This window comes from Sphingobacterium sp. WOUb80 (assembly GCF_050058145.1).
In the GTDB taxonomy this organism is placed as follows: domain Bacteria; phylum Bacteroidota; class Bacteroidia; order Sphingobacteriales; family Sphingobacteriaceae; genus Sphingobacterium.
Map to the genome: position 1 here is coordinate 156,569 of NZ_CP165617.1, position 18,864 is coordinate 175,432.

Consider the following 18,864-nt stretch of genomic DNA (forward strand, 5'->3'; position numbering starts at 1 on the left):
GTCTTAAATTTCGCCTTCTTTCTGTGAAAATTGAATAGTAATGAAAACACCTTGGTCAGATGTCAATTTAAATTCCCCGTCAAGCTGGGAAGTTAGGCCTTGCATGAGATTCATGCCGAAAGAGTCACTATCACTACTGCTAAGATCTTTCTGTATTCCGATACCATTGTCGGCAATGCTAAGCAAGAGATCGTAAGGTGTAGCTTTGATTCGCCTGAAGTTGATAAAAACAGTTCCCTTCCTTTGAGCAAAAGCATGCTTGATTGCATTATTGATTGCTTCATTGAGAATAAGCCCAACTGGGACAGCCTGGGCAACATCCAGTGTAATTGGATCTACCTGAATCTCAAATTTAACTGATTTTTCGGATTGAAAGCTATCTTTGAGATATTCGGTCAGTTCCTGGATATACCATTTCATGTCAATGCGAGAGAGGTTGTCTGTTTGATATAGTTTTTGATGGATCAGAGACATCGCATGCATTCGATTTTGACTATTTTGAATTGCGCTGATGGCGTCTTCGTTTTCAAGATAAGCCGATTGTGTATTGAGCAGACTGATAATAATCTGCATGTTGTTTTTGACGCGATGATGAATTTCTTTTAGTAGCCATTCTTTTTCAGCGATCAGCTGTTTTAGCTTTTCATTCTGGGCATTTATTTCTTCCTGTTTAAGCGTTAGTTTTTCATTATTTCTTTTTTTTATGGCATTTTGGATGTACAAAAAGCCTGCGAAAATCAACAGAACGGCTAAGCTACCTATGAACACGTTTCGTATAATAGCCTCTCGTTCAAGTAGTGATTTTTGTAGTTGACCTTTTTGCTTGAGAAGGACAATATCATGGTCTTTTTTTTCGGTATCATAATCTAATTGTAAGGCGGTAAGCTCTTTGGCTCGTTCTACACTGTTGATGGAATCGCTGATCGTCTTGAAAGCCGCCAAGTTTTTGAATGCGGATTTAAAATCACCGCGGGCGGAGTCGGCGAGATAATAGAGTTTGCGCAATTCGGAGGCACGGAGCAGACTGCTTTCTTTGGTCATTGATCGCTCTATTTCTTCGAGGTAAGGATACATCTGTTTGATCTGTCCATCGGCAAAAAGATAGCTAGTGATTCCAATCATCATGATATGCCTTTCCTGCCCAGTGATATTTCCAGTCTTGTAATAGGTTAAGAGTTCCTGATAATAGGGGTATGCTTTTTTTGTGTTTTTATTTCTGGTGTATAACATGGTATACAGATAGGCATAGCGTATGGAATAGATATCGGACGCGTAATCTTTGGTGACATTATCAAGCAGATTCAGTGCATCTGAAACGCGATTGAGACGGGATAGAATCGTCGCTAAATTGAGTGTGATCGTATGGATTCCATATCTGTCACCTTGACTTTTGGCGATTTCAAATGCCTTTTGGTAATTTTCTAGGGCTTCTTTATTGGATTTGAGATCATAATAGATCAATCCCACAATATTGTACACTGCAGCTAAATCATCTTTGGTTGTCGTTGTGTTTTCGTTTTCCACTACCCGACGGGCTTCGAGTGCATATTTTAAAGCTTCTTTGAGGCGCAAGAGCATCCGGAGATTACCGGCAACGGACACAAGCTCCTGGCTGATATTTTTATCACCAGTCTGTTTTTTTAATACAGCGGCTCGATGAGCAGTTTCTATGGCACCTTTATAGTCTCCATAATTGGAAAGGAAGCTGGATTGTTCCATCAGGATTTTGGGCTCAAGTGATTTATCACTTGTCTTTTTGGCTTGTTCTAACGCTTGCTTGAATAAGCTGGTCTTTTGATGAAAGTCCACATCTTTGATGTCGTTAGCCATAGACAGGTAAATCATGGCCGAGGCTTTAGCAAGCTGATGGGCGTTTGCAAAAAGTAAACTAGCCTTTTTCTGGCTTTTTGCAAGGTCAGGTTTACCCATTTCCTCTTGTATACGGGCATCCAAAAGCATATTTAGCGCAGCTTCGGTTTTAAGGTTGACTGAAAGATGTAGTTTTTGGGATGTCCCATTAAGCCATATGGCACTGTCTAGGTCTTTTTTTGATTCGCCTGGTTTTTCCAGATAACATTTAGCGGTTTCATAAAGCATACGAGCTTTCTGTCCGGTATCCTTTTCATGGGATATGCTGTCTAGCAGACGATGGATAGTCGTGTTGTCCTGACCGAATGTGTTAATGATCGAAAGGATAAAAAAGCTAAGTATTAGATAGATTCTCATTAAGGTGACTTACGTTATAAGATAGAGCAAGCTATCTTTCTACCAGTAGCTTGCTCTATTTGCTTTATGCTTTTATCCTAATTATTGATCCTTGTCCTTCGAAAGGAAATAACAGAGGAGCATCGCTATACCTGCAAATATAATAGAAGTTAATCCAAGTTGCTTACCAAAATAGGCTCCTGCCAAACATCCGATGAAAAAACCTGATAAGGTGATCAGCTGCTTCCCAAAGCTGACGTTGGTGTCTGGATTTTTAAATTTATTGGCGATTAGTACACAGAGGTCTAAAGATGCTTGGGTCACATTTCCGGTCATCATGGTTGTTGGTCCGTGAGTTGCTTTGGCAAATAGTTTTCCGAATGCATTTTGCATTCCCAAAGCGAATACGACGAGCATAACCAGACTATACATCACGGTTTTGGAAGCCTCTACTGGAAGAACAATAGCCAGCAAACCTGCAATGACAAGTAATAGGGCTTCGACAAAGAGTACGGTATTTTTTTTATGGGAGCGTGAGGTAAGCCATCCGCCTGCCATCACTGCCGTGACAAATACAGGGAAGGTTGCTAATTTGATCCAGGCCGTGATATCTCCGCCATTGATAAGCTGATAGGCGAAGACGATAAAGTTACCGGTCACATGCGCCGAGAATATTTTGTCAGCTGCGACAAAGGTAACAGTGTCACAATACCCCCCGACAAGGGTGAGGACAAGTGTCGTTATATGTGCTTTGTTTTGATTTTCCATGGTTTTATGATAAATGCGCGCGTAACATCCAAGCCATTTTTTCGTGAGTTTCTAGAAGTCCTGTTGCGAAGTCGCTTGTTCCAATGTCCTTCAGTGCTATGGCAAAATGGTCGATGTTTTCGCGCAATGAAACAATAATGCTTTCGTGGTCCATTAACAATTCTTTAAGGTAGCCAGCACTATCATTGCCTGACCTTTTCTGTTCGCTTAACTGTGTCAGCGCCAAAAACTGATTTAAGCTGGCAGGTGCATAATGCCCTAGGCTGCGGATGCGCTCAGCAAGACTGTCAATCAGCTCATCGAGTTCGTTATACTGCGCTTCAAAAAAGAGATGTTTGTTGTAAAAATCGGCTCCTTCAATGTTCCAATGTGCATTCCTCGTTTTCGTATAGAGTAGGTATTCATCGGCTAAGAGTTTAGAAAGAATGTGTGCTGATTCAGCTAGATGATTTTCGTGTATTCCGATATGGGGTTTCATATGTTTATTTTGTGAGTAGTTGATAGATGTAATGATCGATTGAATAAGTTCCTGGGCCCGTGAGCAAGAGGAGCAAAAGGCATAGCGTGTACATAAACGGAATATCGCGTACTTCGCGTGAATCGTGGCGGTGTACGACAAAATAGCCAACTGCGGTGACTCCTATTGTCGGTAATAGCGCTAACCTTCCAAGTAAGCCAAGCGCAATAAAAAAAGGAACAATGGTGTCTGCAAACTGGGCTACTGCGGCATTGAGTTTTTCGGGTAGCTGCAAAGGATTTGGGATATGTTCAGGTTCAGCCTGTGGGCCTTTCTGAATTTTTTTGAGCCCGTGCACGGTCAGCAGTTCCCAGGCTAACAAGATCCGAAAGATCAGTATAGCTCCATTGTTGACTGTATTTCCCAGATCTGTGTAAAAAAGTTTTTGAAGTATTTCCATCTTTCCAGTGTCTTAAAATGCAAAACATGAACAGCCTAGGGCTCCCCAGAATGCGGTGTAATTGTTTAGCGCGATGTTACTCATTCGGGCTTGATTGTGATCGTGTGCATGTACCTGACAGCTGCCGCTACAAAGATGGATGGAATTTACAATGCTACTTTGAGCTGTTGATGTAATTGTACTGCTTTTTTGAGCTGTTTTCGAAACGCTATAATAACCGCCGTAGCTTTTTGTAGGTGACCAATCGGGTAGAATGGGGATCGGTGGGGGGGAGAAGGAACTGAAATCACCTTCCGCATAGACAATTTTGCCCGCTACGACAGTAAGTTCGGATTCGATCTCCTTAATAGCTTCATCTTCTACCGTAAAGTAGTCATTGTTAAGTACCGTTAAATCAGCTAGCATCCCCACAGCAATATCTCCCTTTTTTTGTTGTTCTTGTGAAAACCAAGCACTGCCTTTGGTGTAGAGCTGTAGCGCTGTCATGCGGTCAAGCTTGCTATCTTGGTATATTTGGAGTCCACCAACAGTTTTTCCTGCGGTAAGCCAGTACATGGACACCCAAGGATTGTAGCTGCTCACGCGGGTTGCATCGGATCCACCTCCTACAGGAACTTCCATGGACAGCATTTTTTTGACAGGAGGTGTTTGTTCGGCCGCAGTAGTGCCATATCGATCTGCAAAATATTCACCTTGATAGGCCATGCGGCTTTGGATGGCAATACCACCACCTAGCGCTTTGGTTCGTTCAATATTACGTTCGTCTATTGTTTCGGCGTGGTCAAAAATCCAGGCCAATCCGTCAAACGGAATGTCGCGGTTGACTTTCTCAAATACATCCAAAAAGCGGCTAATACTTTCGTTGTATGTGGCATGTAATCTGAATGGCCATCGGTTACTCACGAGTAAGCGAACAACTTTTTCGAGTTCGGCTTCCATATTTTCACTGAGATCAGGTCTAGGCTGTAGAAAATCCTCAAAATCTGCTGCCGAAAAAACAAGCATTTCACCAGCGCCATTGTGGCGGTACATGTCGTCGCCTTGGTGGAGAGGAACGCTGTCTATCCATTGCTGGAAATCTTCGTATTCGTGCTTGGGCTTTTGTGTAAAGAGGTTGTAGGCGATACGAACCGTAAGCTGGTCCTCGCTATGTAAATCACGGATGACTTTGTAGTCGTCGGGGTAGTTCTGAAAACCACCACCTGCATCGATGACGCTGGTAATTCCAAAGCGATTGAGTTCCTTCATGAAGTGTCGGGTCGAATTAACCTGCTCTTCGTAGGGAAGTGTAGGTCCTTTTGCCAAGGTTGAATATAGGATCATGGCATTGGGCGATGCAATCAGCAATCCTGTGGGATTACCATGGTTGTCCCGTTCAATGGTTCCGCCTGGGGGAGCAGGTGTGTCTTTGGTGTAACCTACGGCACGCAGTGCAGCAGCATTTAGCAGTGCGCGGTCATAGAGATGAAGGATAAAAACTGGGGTATCGGGCGCAATGGTATTGATCTCAGCCAAAGTTGGCATACGACGTTCGGCAAATTGAAACTCAGACCAACCGCCCACTACGCGAACCCATTGAGGATGTGGCGTACGGTCAACTTGCTCTTTGAGCATACGTAGCGCATCGGCCAATGATGGAACACCATCCCAGCGCAATTCAAGATTATAATTGAGTCCACCACGGATCAGATGGATATGCGAATCGTTGATGCCCGGTACAGCACGTTTACCACCAAGGTCAATCAATTTTGTCTTTGTGCTGGCAAGCTTAAGTACATCGCTGTCCGAACCGATTGCAACAAATTTACCATCTTGGATCGCTACAGCGGTAACAGATTCCTGGTTGTGGCCGAAATGGGTTATTTTTCCGTTATATAGAATAAGGTCTGCTTTCATAATCTGGTTTGTTTAATTGTTTAAGGAAGAAATCGCATTTTTGATACCTTCGCCAGCAGTTTCAAAGAATGCCGGTCCGGCTAATAACGTGATCTTGTTTAATACCGGTTGTTGATCCATATTTTTTTCGCCCAACCATTTTTGGGTTCTGAAGGCATCTATACAACCGAGAACAACATTCTCTGCGACCAGAGCAGTCGGCGAATCCACACCTGCATCTTTGAGATCACTCGCAAAACTAAAATCGTTGACACCTAATCTAAGCGCTTCACGCATGGCAACATGGGCTACATCCTTCATCAGTTCAGCATGAAAGTCCTCCCGTTTGCCAAGCCCAATCAACAACAGTTTTTTACTTGCGAGTGTACCCTTTTGGCTTGGAGTTAAGAGGATGGTTTCGAGTGCATGCCCCTTAAATTTTCCTGTTTTACGTATTTCAGTTAACGTACCGTGTAAAGCTTCATCTAAATGTACAAGACCATTCAATGCGGCAGGCAATGCCGGCGGGGAGATAAAGATATCGCCCTCGGTATATTCAAATACACAGGCTACCTGCAGATCACTTGTGGCTGCCGAGGGACCTTGAACGAGGCCTTCAATAGCAAGCCCATCGACATTGCCCCAGATGGTACTTGTGCCTATCGCTGTGGTTTTAATAGGAGCTGCCGCTGTTACTTGTGCATAGGATTGTATCGGATTGATTGCTAGGGTGCCAAGCAACGCGATCAGTAAACATTGACATGTTTTCTTTTGAAAGAGTCTCTTTATTGTTTTCATGATTTTAGAATTTAAAGGCGATCCTGCTATTGAAGAAAATTCCATTTTTTGGTGTGCTAATGATGTCTTCAATAAAGGCGCCGGTTTTGAAATATTGAATACCTGTTACCATCGACAGTTGCTTATTGGCGGCATAGGTAAAGTTGGCTAGATAAGCAGTGCCGATATAGCGTTTATGCGAAGCAGATCCAGGCAGGTTAAAAGATCCGCTTGGCCTGTATAAACCGTCTTGTAAGGTATGCCGCCAGTTGAAAACCACGTCAACCTGCATCTTGAGTTTGGAAAGAAGGTCTAGCGTGACATAAGGGTGAATGTCAATCAAGTTGACGGGACCGATCTGCGGACTAAAACCGAAGTATCCGCCTTTGGGGTAAATGGGGTTGAAAGTCTGTAGATTGCCATCTCCAGCCTTTTTGTCCCCTGAAATATAGTCGTTGCGTAGATTGATGGATGGTTTGAGAAGCGTATTTTCAAAGAGGTAGCCGATATCGACGGAAGCAGTCCATGCTGATATCTTACCTTGGCCAAAAGATCCAAATTGATAAGCCCCTTCAAGGTTATAAATAAATCCACCGCCATATTTCCAGATCCGGGTTCCTACAGTATGGCGGGTTTCTTGTGCTATACCCTCCTCGAAAACCGAACGGTCGCGATAGATGCCGATGTAATATAAGTCGAGATTGGCCTGTTGAGGAATAATAAATTTACCGTAAGCTCCCCACAGGTTGACCTGTTTGGATGGTTTGTTGTCAAATATGCCCGGTCTAATGGTATCTGCCATCATGGCAAATGTTTCAATATTCACTTTGCTGCTGCTGTAAGCTAGTTTTGCTCCAGTGAAATATCTTCTGGCATTTGGGCCTTCACCTACGGAGATTAAGCGGCCGGAGCCATAGTCAAGCTCCTGCCTGCCAAGTCGAATCAATACTGATTTATTATTTTGTTTGAACAGCGTTCCATCTATAAATAGGTTCTGTACATTCAATTGGTCTTCATCGATCTGGCGTGATCCATTTTTGCGGCCATGCTGCAGGGCTGAGCGAAGTTGAGTGAAAAGACGGAGACGCGTCCCGAAATGTAGATCGGCGTGAAGGCTATAACGTTGCAGTAGAAAGTTGTTATGCCCAAGCTTTACGCGTCCCCAGTCCTCATTGCGAAAATCGACATATTCCAACCGTGCCTCGCCACCCATCGAAAGCCATAATTTACCATCAGCAGTTAAAGGGCTATATTTGAGCTTTTGATACCCATGACGTGTACTGTCTGCGAGAGCGCTGTAATCTTCCTCGAAACGCATTAATTTGTAGGTTTGAGCCTTGGAAAAATGCGGAAATAGGATGAGTATCGACAATACGACCACCGCTTGAAGGATATAGTTGAATATGGTCTGTTGCTGTTGCACGAGGTACGATTTTGAATGAATATTTTGTTACAATTGAATTAGCCGTGTTTTAGCATATTGTGGGCGTAATGAATCCCTAAGCCATAGCTGCCACCATGTTTTTTCATGAGATCTGTTACAGCTACGTAGGTTTCCTGACGGGCCCAGTCGCGTTGTAATTCCAGAAGGTATTGTACAGCAGTGATCGGTTTTACACCCATATGAATCATTCGTTGCATGGCACGCTCATGTGCCTCTTGACTTACATCACCACAGGCATCGGCAATAACATAAACTTCATATCCCTCCGCTAATGCAGATAAGGCTGGTCCAACGATACATACACCTGTCCATAGGCCTGCCAGTACCAATTTTTTCTTACCTGTGCCTGTTATAGCTTGGTAAGCGGCCTCATCTTCCCAGGTATTCATACTGGTTCGGTCGATATAATCTGTACTGGCTTGTGGATAATATGTTTCAATTTCCGGAAAAACAGGACCTGAAAAGCTTTCTTCCGCGACTGTGGTTACGATGGTCGGTACATTGAAAATCTTGGAAGCTCCACAGATTACGGCGACATTATTACGGAGTTCTTCCATAGTAATGCTTTTTGTGGCAAATGCCATTTGACCTTCGAAGTCGATCAATACCAATGCATGGTTGCTTGGCGACAATAGTTCTAGTGATGGTTTCATAAATATGTATTTTATTGTTGTTTGTTAATTGTAGAGATTCAAATCTTTTACCTTTTTTCTTATTGTTTTGATTTTTAGTTTTCTATGGTTTTTTGTCGGTTTTTAAAACTGACGGTATATCGTCAATTTGTTTTTCGTATTAAAATAATCTGATAAGTCAATGATCTATTCACCGCTTTGGAGCTGCTGTTATCCTTTAGAGATGCCCAAAGCATTTGTTGTATACCCAAATTTAGGCGGGTTAATTTTGCTGTTCATTGAACTAGTTCAAGAAAAAAGGGGAAAGAAAAAATGTACTAAACAATGGATATTGCGGAATCCCTTCGCGGTCAATTAACGTATTTCTAGATTCTGAAAAATGGGACTTTAGGTTTTTGAATTGAATAGATTAACTTTTAGGTGTCTCAAGACTTGTTTTTATGATTTATGTTATCTAAAAGATAAATTTTAATTATTTAATGGTATGCTAAACCTGTTTAGGTAGTAATGTTGTTGATATTAATTAAATATTTGTTAACATTACGGTAAATTATAAACCAAGTCAAAGCATCAACTTTGATGCAAAATTCTAAACCAGACTAAAAATGCAAAAAACATTACTAATCAGTATGGCATTGGGTCTCTCATACCCCACTTGGGCTAATGTAGAGCGTGATTATGTCAAATTGAATCAAGAGGTGCATAGTATTGCAGTTCAATCTACCGTGAAAGGAGTGGTAAAAGACAAAAACGGAACAACCTTGTCCGGAGTTACCATTACCAATTTAACCAGCCAAAAAACAACCTCAACGAATGTAGCGGGTCAGTTCACGATTGAAGCCACTATAGGGCAAAGACTCAAATTGACAGGGATAGGCTATAGTGAAAAGATCGTCAGCGTGACGGGAGGGCAGATCGATATCATCATGGAATCCAAAGATACCGAACTGGAGGAAGTTGTGGTGGTCGGTTATGGTACGCAGAAAAAAGTGAATCTTACCGGTGCAGTAGACCAAGTGGGATCAGAAGCTTTTGAGGGACGCGTACTGGGTAATGCAAGCCAGATGCTCCAAGGGGTCATTCCTAACTTGAATGTAACCCCAGCAGATGGTAAGCCCAATCGGGCACCAAGTTTCAATATCCGTGGGACAACTTCCATTGGTCAGGGTGGAAGTGCACTTGTGCTTATCGATGGTGTCGAGGGTGATCTTTCGGCAATCAATCCCAATGATATTGAAAGTGTAACTACACTCAAGGATGCGGCTTCATCTGCGATTTACGGCTCCCGCGGTACCTTCGGGGTAGTTTTGGTCACAACGAAACGTGCCAAGTCCGGAAAAACTTCGATCAATTATTCTGGAAGTGGCTCTTTCCAAAAACCTGTAACATTGCCCAAATTCGTGACAGATGGTTATGAATATGCTTCGCATTTCTTTACAGCCTATAATGCCTGGAATAATTATTCTTCGATTCCGAGCAAGCTCAACAAGACACAGATCTTTACAACAGATTGGCTGGAAGAATTTAAGAGAAGAAAAGAACAGGGCATTACCGAACAGGTCACTGTCGACGATAAGGGTAATTATGTATACTACGGTAATGAAGATTATTACGGTACGTTGATCAAGGATAATACGTTTGTCCAGGATCATAATCTGTCCATCAGTGGTAATTCAGAAAAAATGGATTACTATATTTCTGGACGTGCTTACGACTACAATGGCCTGTACCGCTACAACAGTGATAAATATAAGACCTATAATACACGTGCAAAAGCGGGACTTCAGGTGACCGACTGGTTACGGATAAGCAATAATATCGATTTTAATTATGCTAAATACAGAGACCCATCGACTGCTGGTGAAGGTGGAAATATCTGGCGCAATATTGCCGATGAGGGACACCCTTCTTCGCCGATCTTTAACCCTGATGGATCTATGAGCTTCTCTGCAGCCTATACAGTAGGGGATTTTATCTATGGTAAGAATGGTACGAATACGGCTAATCAGGATCTCCGCAATACAACTTCTTTCGAGACTAAGTTTTTCAACAATACGTTCCGCGTTAAAGGGGATCTGACTTTTAGAAATCGCGATTTTAATTCGGTAAGAGTCCGTGTGCCTGTTCCATATAGCACACAGGAGGGAAAAATGTTGCGGTTGGAAACAAGTATGAATGACAATATTTATCAAGTAGACCAACGCTACCGTTACTTGTTTGGAAATCTCTACAGTGAATATGAACGCACAATAGGCGATCATTATTTTAAAGGTTTGCTCGGATACAATTATGAACAGCGTACGTATAATTCAACTTATATCACCAAAACCGGTCTGCTTAATGATGACGTAGAAAATATCAACCTGGCAGTAGGGCAGAATACCACAGCGACAGCGGGATATAACAAGTACCGTAATGTCGGGGTATTTATGCGTGCCAATTATATTTTCAAGGACCGTTACCTTTTTGAATTCAATGGCCGCTACGATGGTTCGTCCAAATTTCCGACAAACCAACGATGGGGACTGTTCCCTTCCGCATCCGTGGGCTGGCGTATTTCTGAAGAGCCATTCTTCCAGGTGGACAAAAGAGCACTTTCTGATCTGAAGCTAAGAGCGTCCTATGGCTCATTGGGTAATGGTAATGTCGATCCGTATTCCTATTTGGATATTTACGAGATCAAGATTATGGATCGGGTATTGAACGGACAGAAGCCGGCATATACCTCGGTGCCTAAGGTGATCCCGGATAACTTAACTTGGGAAACAGCGCGCACGGCAAACTTAGGTCTTGATCTATCGTCTTTAAATGGAAAACTGACTTTTACGGGCGATATCTATCAACGCAAGACCTTAAATATGTATACCTTAGGTGTAGCTTTGCCTGACATCTTTGGTGCGGAGTCGCCGAAAGGAAACTATGCTGACATGACCACAAAAGGTTTTGAAGTGAGCCTGACTTATAAGGATAGATTCGATCTGAACGGTAGTCCTTTCAATTGGTCCGTAAGGGGTACTTTGGCTGATTATAGATCCAATATAGACCGTTATGAAAATAAGGAGGGTTTAATCAAAGATGGATCGTATTATGAAGGTCAGCGAATCGGCGAAATATGGGGCTATGTAACGCAAGGTTTATTTCAGAATCAGGCGGAGATTGATGGTGCCGCAAAACAAAAATTGATCAAATCGTCAAACAATGGTACAATATATCCAGGTGACGTACGTTTTGCAGATCTAAATGGTGATGGTGTAATCGATTATGGAAATAATACGATTTATAGCCATGGTGACAGAACTGTAATCGGTAATGCCGATCCACGATATATCTACAGTTTTAACCTTAATCTGGATTGGCAAGGTATTTATTTCTCGTCTTTCTTCCAGGGGGTGGGTAAGCAGAATTGGTACCCGAGCAATGAATCTATTTTTTGGGGACAATACAATCGACCTTACAACAACTTGCCGGAATGGCACCTCAACAATTATTGGACGGAAGACAATCCAAACGGTTATTTTCCTCGCTATGCTGGGTACAATGAATCTATTAAAACAACGCCACAGACAAGATACCTGCAGAACGTTGCCTATATACGGATGAAAAATATACAGATCGGATACAGTTTTCCTAAATCTGTAACCAACAGGTTAAAAATCAGTAGTCTTCGGGCTGGACTCTCGGGCGAGAACTTATGGACCTGGTCGCCTCTTTACAAAAAAACGAAGGATCTCGATGTAGGTAATCTGGGCAAATCTGATCCGGAGATCGGAACGGGTTCTGGCGACGGATTTAACTATCCGATTATGAAGAGTGTTAGTTTTAATTTATCTATTGGCTTATAGTTTTTTATTATCATGAAAAAATTATTTTATATACCTATTGTTGCGCTTTTGTTTTCCTCCTGTGAACTAAACGAGCTGCCGAAGGCAGGTGCCACCGAGGAGGATATCTTCGGGAGTGAAAGTGGATTAAAAAATTACAGCAACTCGTTCTATCGGAATATTACCTCTGGTAGTGACGCTTATAAAGGTGACGCTATGGCTGACTATTCGGCTGTAAATAGCCTCAATGATTTTATGGTCGGCGGCGCTTACAGTGCTGAGATCAGTTCGGGGTGGTCCTGGACTACCCTGCGTAATATCAACCAATTGATCGCTAAATGTAATAGTCCCAAATTGAGCGATGCCATCAAAAATAATTATATCGGCTTAGCTCGCTTTTTCAGAGCTTGGTTCTATTATGAGAAAGTAGTTCGTTTTGGCGATGTGCCTTGGGTAGATCACCCTTTGGCTGTTGATGAAACGGATATCCTCAAAGCACCACGGGATTCGCGCGAAGTGGTCATGAAGCACATCATGGAAGATCTGGACTTTGCTTACGCCAATATCACAAATACGGCGGGCGACGGTAGTACGGTTAATAAATGGACAGCACTTGGTTTGAAGACCCGAATCGCGCTGTTCGAAGGAACATTTCGTAAATACCAAAAGCTCAATTTGGCTACACAGCCGGAAGTATTCTTCCAGATGGCGGTAGACGCTGGCAAGATTTTAATGGAAAATGGTCCTTATGGGCTTAATATCTCTGCAGACCCTAAAACATCACAGCGGATGCTGTTTACAAGCAATGTACCTGTGACCAAAGAGGTTATGCTGGCGGTAACCTTTAGCAAAGATCTTGCGCTGCTGAACGATGCGAACTGGTGGTGGACATCGGCTACCTATGGCCCCCGTCTGAGTTTGGTAAGACCCTTTATCAATACCTTTTTGAATGTTGATGGTACCCCTTATACGGATAGACCCAACTTTCAGACGGAGGAGTTCTATGAGGAATGTCAAAATCGCGACTTGCGTCTTGCACAGTTGATCCGCACACCGGGTTACTCGCGTAACGGACAGGCGGCACCTCCAAATTTTGCGAGTTTCACCTATACAGGTTATCAGCCGATTAAGTATACATTGGATGATTCATATTATGACAACGGCGGGTACAATACGAATGCGGTGCCGCTAATGCGTTATGCGGAGGTGTTGCTAAATTATGCCGAAGCGAAACAGGAACTCGGTACCATTACCGATGCGGACTGGTCCAAAACTATTGGAGCGCTGCGAGTAAGGGCAGGGATAAGTAGTGGAATCAATAGCTTGCCGACAAAAGTTGATAGCTATCTGAAAAATACATTCTTCCCTGAAGTAAACAGTCCTGTGCTTTTGGAAATCCGCCGGGAAAGACAGGTGGAGCTGGCCCTGGAAGGATTCCGTTTCAACGATTTGAAACGCTGGAAACTTGGACCATTAATGGCCAATCTACCTTGGACAGGTATCTATATTCCGGCGCTGGATAAATTGATCGATATCGATCATAACGGTACACCCGATGTTGTCTTTTATGACGGCAGTAAATCTGCGCCTTCGATAACTGTTCCTGCAGGAGTAGCCAAGGTGGCTATAGGGGGTAAAAGTACCAATTTCCAGACAATGACTTCAGACAATCACCTGGAATGGTTTAAAGCTGTTAAGCGTACTTGGGATGACAACAACAAGCAATACCTTTACCCAATTCCGTCTGCAGCAATCGTGTTGAACAGTAATTTGACACAGAATCCGGGTTGGATCAAATAATGCTTATTTGATCCGTTCTCTAATGATAAAGCCCCTTGCAACATTGCATGGGGCTTTTTATATGGAGTGGAGGATGTCTTTTAAATTTAACTGATTTTAGTTAAGTTTAGAAGGAGCAAAGCCATGATGTATGAACTTAAAAATAAATTTACCCGTCTATAGCGAAGAGTTAGGACTACAGTCTTCCTGGGAGCCGGGATTCGAAATAGCGGTTAAGGTTACTTATAGTGAAGCCGTAATTAGTGCAAACAAACAGGGACTTATTTCTCTTGCTAAACAGCTTTTGATACTTGCGCAGGATGAAGCACCGACGGGTTCTCATTTCCATTTGGATGAAACAAACGCCCTGGGACCAGAATCTATTTCTCTGATCTTGGAAAAAAGATAGCTATTATGTTTAATTTAATGAGAATAACGCTATTAAAGACCGGTCTATTATTTTTAATAGTTTGTGGTATAAGCTCTAATGCAGCGGCTCAAGAAATTTTGTATGTATTTCCAGAGACAGTAGAGAAGATCGTAGATCAGCATTTAAGTAAATACAAGCTGAATGAGGACAAAGAGAGAGTCTATCTGACTTTGGATAGAAATGCGGAAATATATACGCTGACAATATCCACCTACTTCGTGGATCGTGATGATGATTTGACCTGGTGGATTAAAGGGAGCAATCGCGTGGGGCTGGTCAATACCAAAAAATATCCGCTATTGCTTGATATGGATTTTGATTTTGGAGCTACTGATAGAAAGGCCGTCGGTAAATTTGGCGAGCGGAATGGGCAGGTTAAACGTATGCGGGTTCTTTTGCACGGGTTTTATGTGGAGTTTAATAAAAGCGGAAAGATATTGAGACAGTACCATGAAACCCGATAACTGCAATATTTTTCTTATAAAGCCTAAAGAGCTTTATAAGAAAAATATTGACACAACTTCACTTCACATCATCGGGTTTTCTTGTTGCTATCGACGCTCTTGATATACGCCAATTTCATGAATGACAGCGCGATCTTTTTGAGGTTTGATGCTGAATCGTAACTTTTGTCCCAATACTTGATCAAAGCGAAAGATCTTGATGCGCCCCTGCTGCACAGCCTTGGCTGCAATAGGTTGCCATTTACCATCTCTCAGGTAAGATAGACTGTATTGTGCCGGATGATCTTTTCCTTCAGTAATGACAACGCTGTTGAAGCTTTTGCTGCGGTCAAAATCCATTTCATACCAGAGCCCCTCTTTAACGAGCGGGTTGGAGACCCAGGCGCTGCCAAAGTTATCATCGTTAGCAAAATCCATGATATTCATATCGTCACTCCAGCTGCTGTATGAAGGTACTTGTTTAGCGATATTGTGGTCGACAATAGGAGCTTGGCAGCTGGGTAAAGTACTGTAGTTGGGCCTGTTTTTGTACAATGTACCAATTTTTTTCAAGGCATCGAGCGCATTCTGATCCATGAGACCATCACTGTTTGGGGCCACATTGAGCATAAAGTTGCAATAAGCATTATTGTAGGGGATGATGAATTTCTCAACCAGCTCATTGACATCCTTAACGGCTGTATTTGGGAATGAGGTTTTCCAAAACCAATTCTGCTGCAAGGGAAGGCAAGCCATAGCAGGGAGTTTGTTGTGTTCTTTGGAAATAAATTGCCCCGCTCCTTGTTCGTAAGATTTGACATCTGTATAAAAGAGGGCATCACCGGGGTATTTTGCTGAATTGAGGTCCATCAATAAGCATTTGGGCTGTAATGACTTGACAAGATAATAGATATCATCGAAAGGAACATCGTCGTAAGAAATGCGTGACCAGGGTGCATCCCAACCATCAATCACCAAGGCGTCGATTTCTCCATATTGGGTGAGCAATTCGGTCAGCTGATCTTTGATCAGCTGGATATGGGCTTTGGTAATAGTGTGCGGCCGTATACCTTGGTGCATATCTAGTATCGAATAATACAGCATAACCCGAAGACCATTTTTGCGAAAAGCTTCAGTAAACTCCTTGACAACATCACGATGTAAGGGTGTATTCATGACGTTGTAGTCTGTGGTTTTGGTGTTCCAGATCGGGAAGCCACTGTGGTGCTTGGTTGTCAGACAGCCATAACTCATATTTGCCGATTTGGCCGCTTTGGCCCATTGATCTGCGTTGAGTTTGGGCGATTTGAACAATTCAAGAGCAGCATTGGGATCGGACCAGTCCTGTTCCATAAAAGTGGGCATACCATAATGGATAAACATGCCAAATCCTAGATTGACAAAATCGAGCTGGCTCTGCTCGAGCACTTTTTTTGAAAAACTGGTTTGTGCAAACAGGCTTTGGCCCAGCAAGAGGTAACATAGACAGAGTAGAGTCTGTGAAATTTTGGACATAATTTGCTAATTTGTTAGGCTGTAAAGATAGGGTAAGAAGGAGTATCCTGTGTTTAACAGAAACCTAATGAAAGCCTAATAAAAGCCTAATGGGTACCTTGGATCGATAAATAGATGTTATTTTTAAACCATGAACAGCGCCAGTCGAAATATATATCCCTGGGCATTTGGCACCAGCTTCCTGATCTTGACCCTGTTGATCGGTTTTTTGATCTTCAATACATATAAGCTTGAAGATAAAAATTACCAGATCGGACAGCTCAGTCTGATTCAGAATGCCTATGGCGCTGCCGTAATGGATGATAAGATATTCCCCGGTGGTAATACGATATTCCAGACTTCATTGGTACCCTGTTTGCCGAAATGGTATGAAAAAAAAATAAATAAATTCGCAGATACAGACCAGTACGGTAACCATTGTATGAATGGCTTTCTCGATCAGATGCGGAGGCAGCAGTCGTTAGACAGTATTTTTCGTCGGATCGTACATCAGCAAGGGCTCGATACAACACTTGTTTACCTATTCCATTTTGATAAATTGGAAATATATAATGCAAGAGACCGTGCCTGGACGACTTTCTATGCGTTAGCAGCGGATGATCGTGCAGGTCTAATTAGTGGCAAACTCAAGCGCGGAACAAATAATAATAGGGTATTCCAACTGTCTGTTAGTGACAAGAATCCTATTCCTTATCGTTTTACCTATAGCCTGTATGTTGATTATGAAAATAGGGACTGGCGTCTTGTCCAACGTATGGTGCCCGTGTTTTTACTCTCCTTAGCTTGTATTGTTGTGATCGTATTATTGAGCTATCGAACCTATCGTAATTGGATCAATCAACGTAAATTGGCAGATCTGAAAACGAGTTTTCTAAATCATATGCGCCATGAATTTAATACGCCACTGACGACAATTTTGATCAGTGCGCATAGTTTGATCGATCGTGAAACAGGAAAAGACGATAAGGAGGTGGCACAACTTGGGCGCATCGTGGAAAGGCAAGCCAAACGACTCAAAGCTTATTTTGAACAGGTCATGGGATCTGTGGCATTACAGGAACAAGAGGCTAAAATTGTATCCGTTTCCATTGATCGGCTGACACAGCAAATACTGAAAGAACTTCATTTGCGCTACCGAGGTGAAATTGAAATTCACTATGAACCTTTAGCTGCCGATGTAGAGATGAATCTTGATGAAGATTATTATTTTTCAATCTTAGATAACCTGGTATCCAATGCGATAAAATTTAATGATAATAGTAAGAAGACGATTCAGTTTAGCTGGGAGCAGCAAGGTCATCATTATAACCTCAAAATAGTGGATAATGGTGTTGGGATCGCGGCTGCAGATCAGGAAGCGATATTTACAGCATTTTATAGAGGGAAACTATCCGGTAATAAACCTGGACTAGGACTGGGGCTTTACTATGTCAAATCTTATTTGGACAGGCTGGGTTGGACAATCCATATAGCGGAAGATAAGTCTGGTTCCGGTACGATTTTTTATATTTACATGGGCAATGGGGGATTCAATGGTAAAAGACAAGATTGACATTCTTTTGATCGAAGACGAACCCGATTTGGGTGAGGTTTTTTCGCGTTACTTACGGTATAAGGGCTTTACTGTAGTTTGGGAAAGTACAGCGCAAGGAGGCTGGGCCGCTTTTCAGGTCTATGCTGTCAAATTACTCATTATTGATGTGCAGTTGCCCGATGGCAATGGTTTTGACCTGGCGCAACAAATGATACAATTTAATCCTGGGCAACCTATTTTCTTTTTAACAGCACTTCATGAACGTACATCGCGGCTTAGAGGGCTTAGTTTAGGCGCTGTTGATTACATTGCTAAACCTTTTGACATGGACGAAATACTGCTCAAGATTCGCAATTTGTTGACCGTGGCAAATGCGCCCGAAGTGCAGGCCAATTCGGAAATTGAACTCGCTATCGGTTGTCTCTTGCTCAACATGGAACGCTATAGTCTGCGTGATGGAATGGGGAGCATACAAAAGCTCACAGTCCGTGAAGCTGAGTTGCTGCGACATCTGGTCCTCCATAAAAATCTATTGGTCAATAAAAAAGATCTCCTGCTGCAGTTTTGGGGTAATACGGATTTTTTTAACGGTAAAAGCCTAGAGGTTTTTATCTCCCGACTTCGTAAATTGCTGCAGATGGATCGCAAACTTCATATCGAAAGTATCTATGGGGCGGGTTATATTTTGCACGAAAATGAAAGTGTTTGACGACCGGATCTATTT

15 protein-coding genes are annotated in these 18,864 nt (G+C 42.5%); 6 read left to right on the forward strand and 9 right to left on the reverse strand.

From position 1 onward, the window contains the following. Positions 1-3: 3 nt before the first annotated feature. The 8 genes from AB1Z56_RS00700 to AB1Z56_RS00735 form a co-directional block, all read right to left on the reverse strand. Entirely contained in the window at positions 4-2,226 is a 2,223-nt protein-coding gene (locus tag AB1Z56_RS00700; protein ID WP_426790776.1) for a tetratricopeptide repeat-containing sensor histidine kinase, read from the reverse strand. A gap of 81 nt (positions 2,227-2,307) precedes the next feature. Next, positions 2,308-2,973: a YoaK family protein gene (locus AB1Z56_RS00705; protein WP_426790777.1), complete on the reverse strand. Its 666-nt coding sequence runs from the start codon at positions 2,971-2,973 to the stop codon at positions 2,308-2,310. A 4-nt stretch (positions 2,974-2,977) separates the two neighbouring features. Then, positions 2,978-3,451, reverse strand: coding sequence for a Dps family protein (locus tag AB1Z56_RS00710; protein ID WP_426790778.1), 474 nt, complete (start codon positions 3,449-3,451; stop codon positions 2,978-2,980). A gap of 4 nt (positions 3,452-3,455) precedes the next feature. Beyond that, positions 3,456-3,890 carry a DoxX family membrane protein gene (locus tag AB1Z56_RS00715; protein ID WP_426790779.1) on the reverse strand — a complete coding sequence of 145 codons (435 nt, stop codon included), beginning with the start codon at positions 3,888-3,890 and terminating at the stop codon, positions 3,456-3,458. 12 nt (positions 3,891-3,902) lie between these two features. Then, on the reverse strand, positions 3,903-5,786 hold the full coding sequence (locus tag AB1Z56_RS00720) for an amidohydrolase (RefSeq protein ID WP_426790780.1): 1,884 nt from the start codon (positions 5,784-5,786) through the stop codon (positions 3,903-3,905). A gap of 12 nt (positions 5,787-5,798) precedes the next feature. Next, on the reverse strand, positions 5,799-6,563 hold the full coding sequence (locus tag AB1Z56_RS00725; RefSeq protein WP_426790781.1) for a M17 family peptidase N-terminal domain-containing protein: 765 nt from the start codon (positions 6,561-6,563) through the stop codon (positions 5,799-5,801). Between the two features lie 4 nt (positions 6,564-6,567). Next, positions 6,568-7,965, reverse strand: a complete 1,398-nt coding sequence (locus AB1Z56_RS00730) for an alginate export family protein (protein WP_426790782.1) — start codon at positions 7,963-7,965, stop codon at positions 6,568-6,570. Positions 7,966-8,003: 38 nt separating this feature from the next. Next, on the reverse strand, positions 8,004-8,639 hold the full coding sequence (locus AB1Z56_RS00735; protein WP_075991584.1) for a hydrolase: 636 nt from the start codon (positions 8,637-8,639) through the stop codon (positions 8,004-8,006). 584 nt (positions 8,640-9,223) lie between these two features. Here AB1Z56_RS00735 and AB1Z56_RS00740 point away from each other — a divergent pair. The 4 genes from AB1Z56_RS00740 to AB1Z56_RS00755 all read left to right on the forward strand — a co-directional run bounded on the left by AB1Z56_RS00740 (position 9,224) and on the right by AB1Z56_RS00755 (position 15,112). Further along, entirely contained in the window at positions 9,224-12,460 is a 3,237-nt protein-coding gene (locus AB1Z56_RS00740) for a SusC/RagA family TonB-linked outer membrane protein (protein WP_426790783.1), read from the forward strand. A gap of 12 nt (positions 12,461-12,472) precedes the next feature. After that, positions 12,473-14,239, forward strand: coding sequence for a RagB/SusD family nutrient uptake outer membrane protein (locus AB1Z56_RS00745; protein ID WP_426790784.1), 1,767 nt, complete (start codon positions 12,473-12,475; stop codon positions 14,237-14,239). 130 nt (positions 14,240-14,369) lie between these two features. Then, a complete protein-coding gene (locus tag AB1Z56_RS00750; RefSeq protein WP_426790785.1) occupies positions 14,370-14,627 on the forward strand; it encodes an Imm32 family immunity protein in 258 nt (85 codons plus the stop codon). A gap of 5 nt (positions 14,628-14,632) precedes the next feature. Then, positions 14,633-15,112 carry a hypothetical protein gene (locus AB1Z56_RS00755; protein WP_426790786.1) on the forward strand — a complete coding sequence of 160 codons (480 nt, stop codon included), beginning with the start codon at positions 14,633-14,635 and terminating at the stop codon, positions 15,110-15,112. Between the two features lie 87 nt (positions 15,113-15,199). Here AB1Z56_RS00755 and AB1Z56_RS00760 read toward each other — a convergent pair whose 3' ends face one another. After that, on the reverse strand, positions 15,200-16,606 hold the full coding sequence (locus AB1Z56_RS00760) for an alpha-L-fucosidase (RefSeq protein ID WP_426790787.1): 1,407 nt from the start codon (positions 16,604-16,606) through the stop codon (positions 15,200-15,202). Positions 16,607-16,736: 130 nt separating this feature from the next. Between AB1Z56_RS00760 and AB1Z56_RS00765 the strand changes: the two genes are divergently transcribed. Together AB1Z56_RS00765 and AB1Z56_RS00770 are read left to right on the forward strand one after the other, a co-directional pair. Beyond that, positions 16,737-18,158 carry a sensor histidine kinase gene (locus AB1Z56_RS00765; RefSeq protein ID WP_426790788.1) on the forward strand — a complete coding sequence of 474 codons (1,422 nt, stop codon included), beginning with the start codon at positions 16,737-16,739 and terminating at the stop codon, positions 18,156-18,158. After that, positions 18,139-18,849 (forward strand): response regulator transcription factor, encoded by a 711-nt coding sequence (locus AB1Z56_RS00770; protein WP_426790789.1) that lies wholly within the window; start codon positions 18,139-18,141, stop codon positions 18,847-18,849. Before AB1Z56_RS00765 ends, AB1Z56_RS00770 begins: the two co-directional genes overlap by 20 nt. The last annotated feature ends 15 nt before the right edge of the window (positions 18,850-18,864 follow it).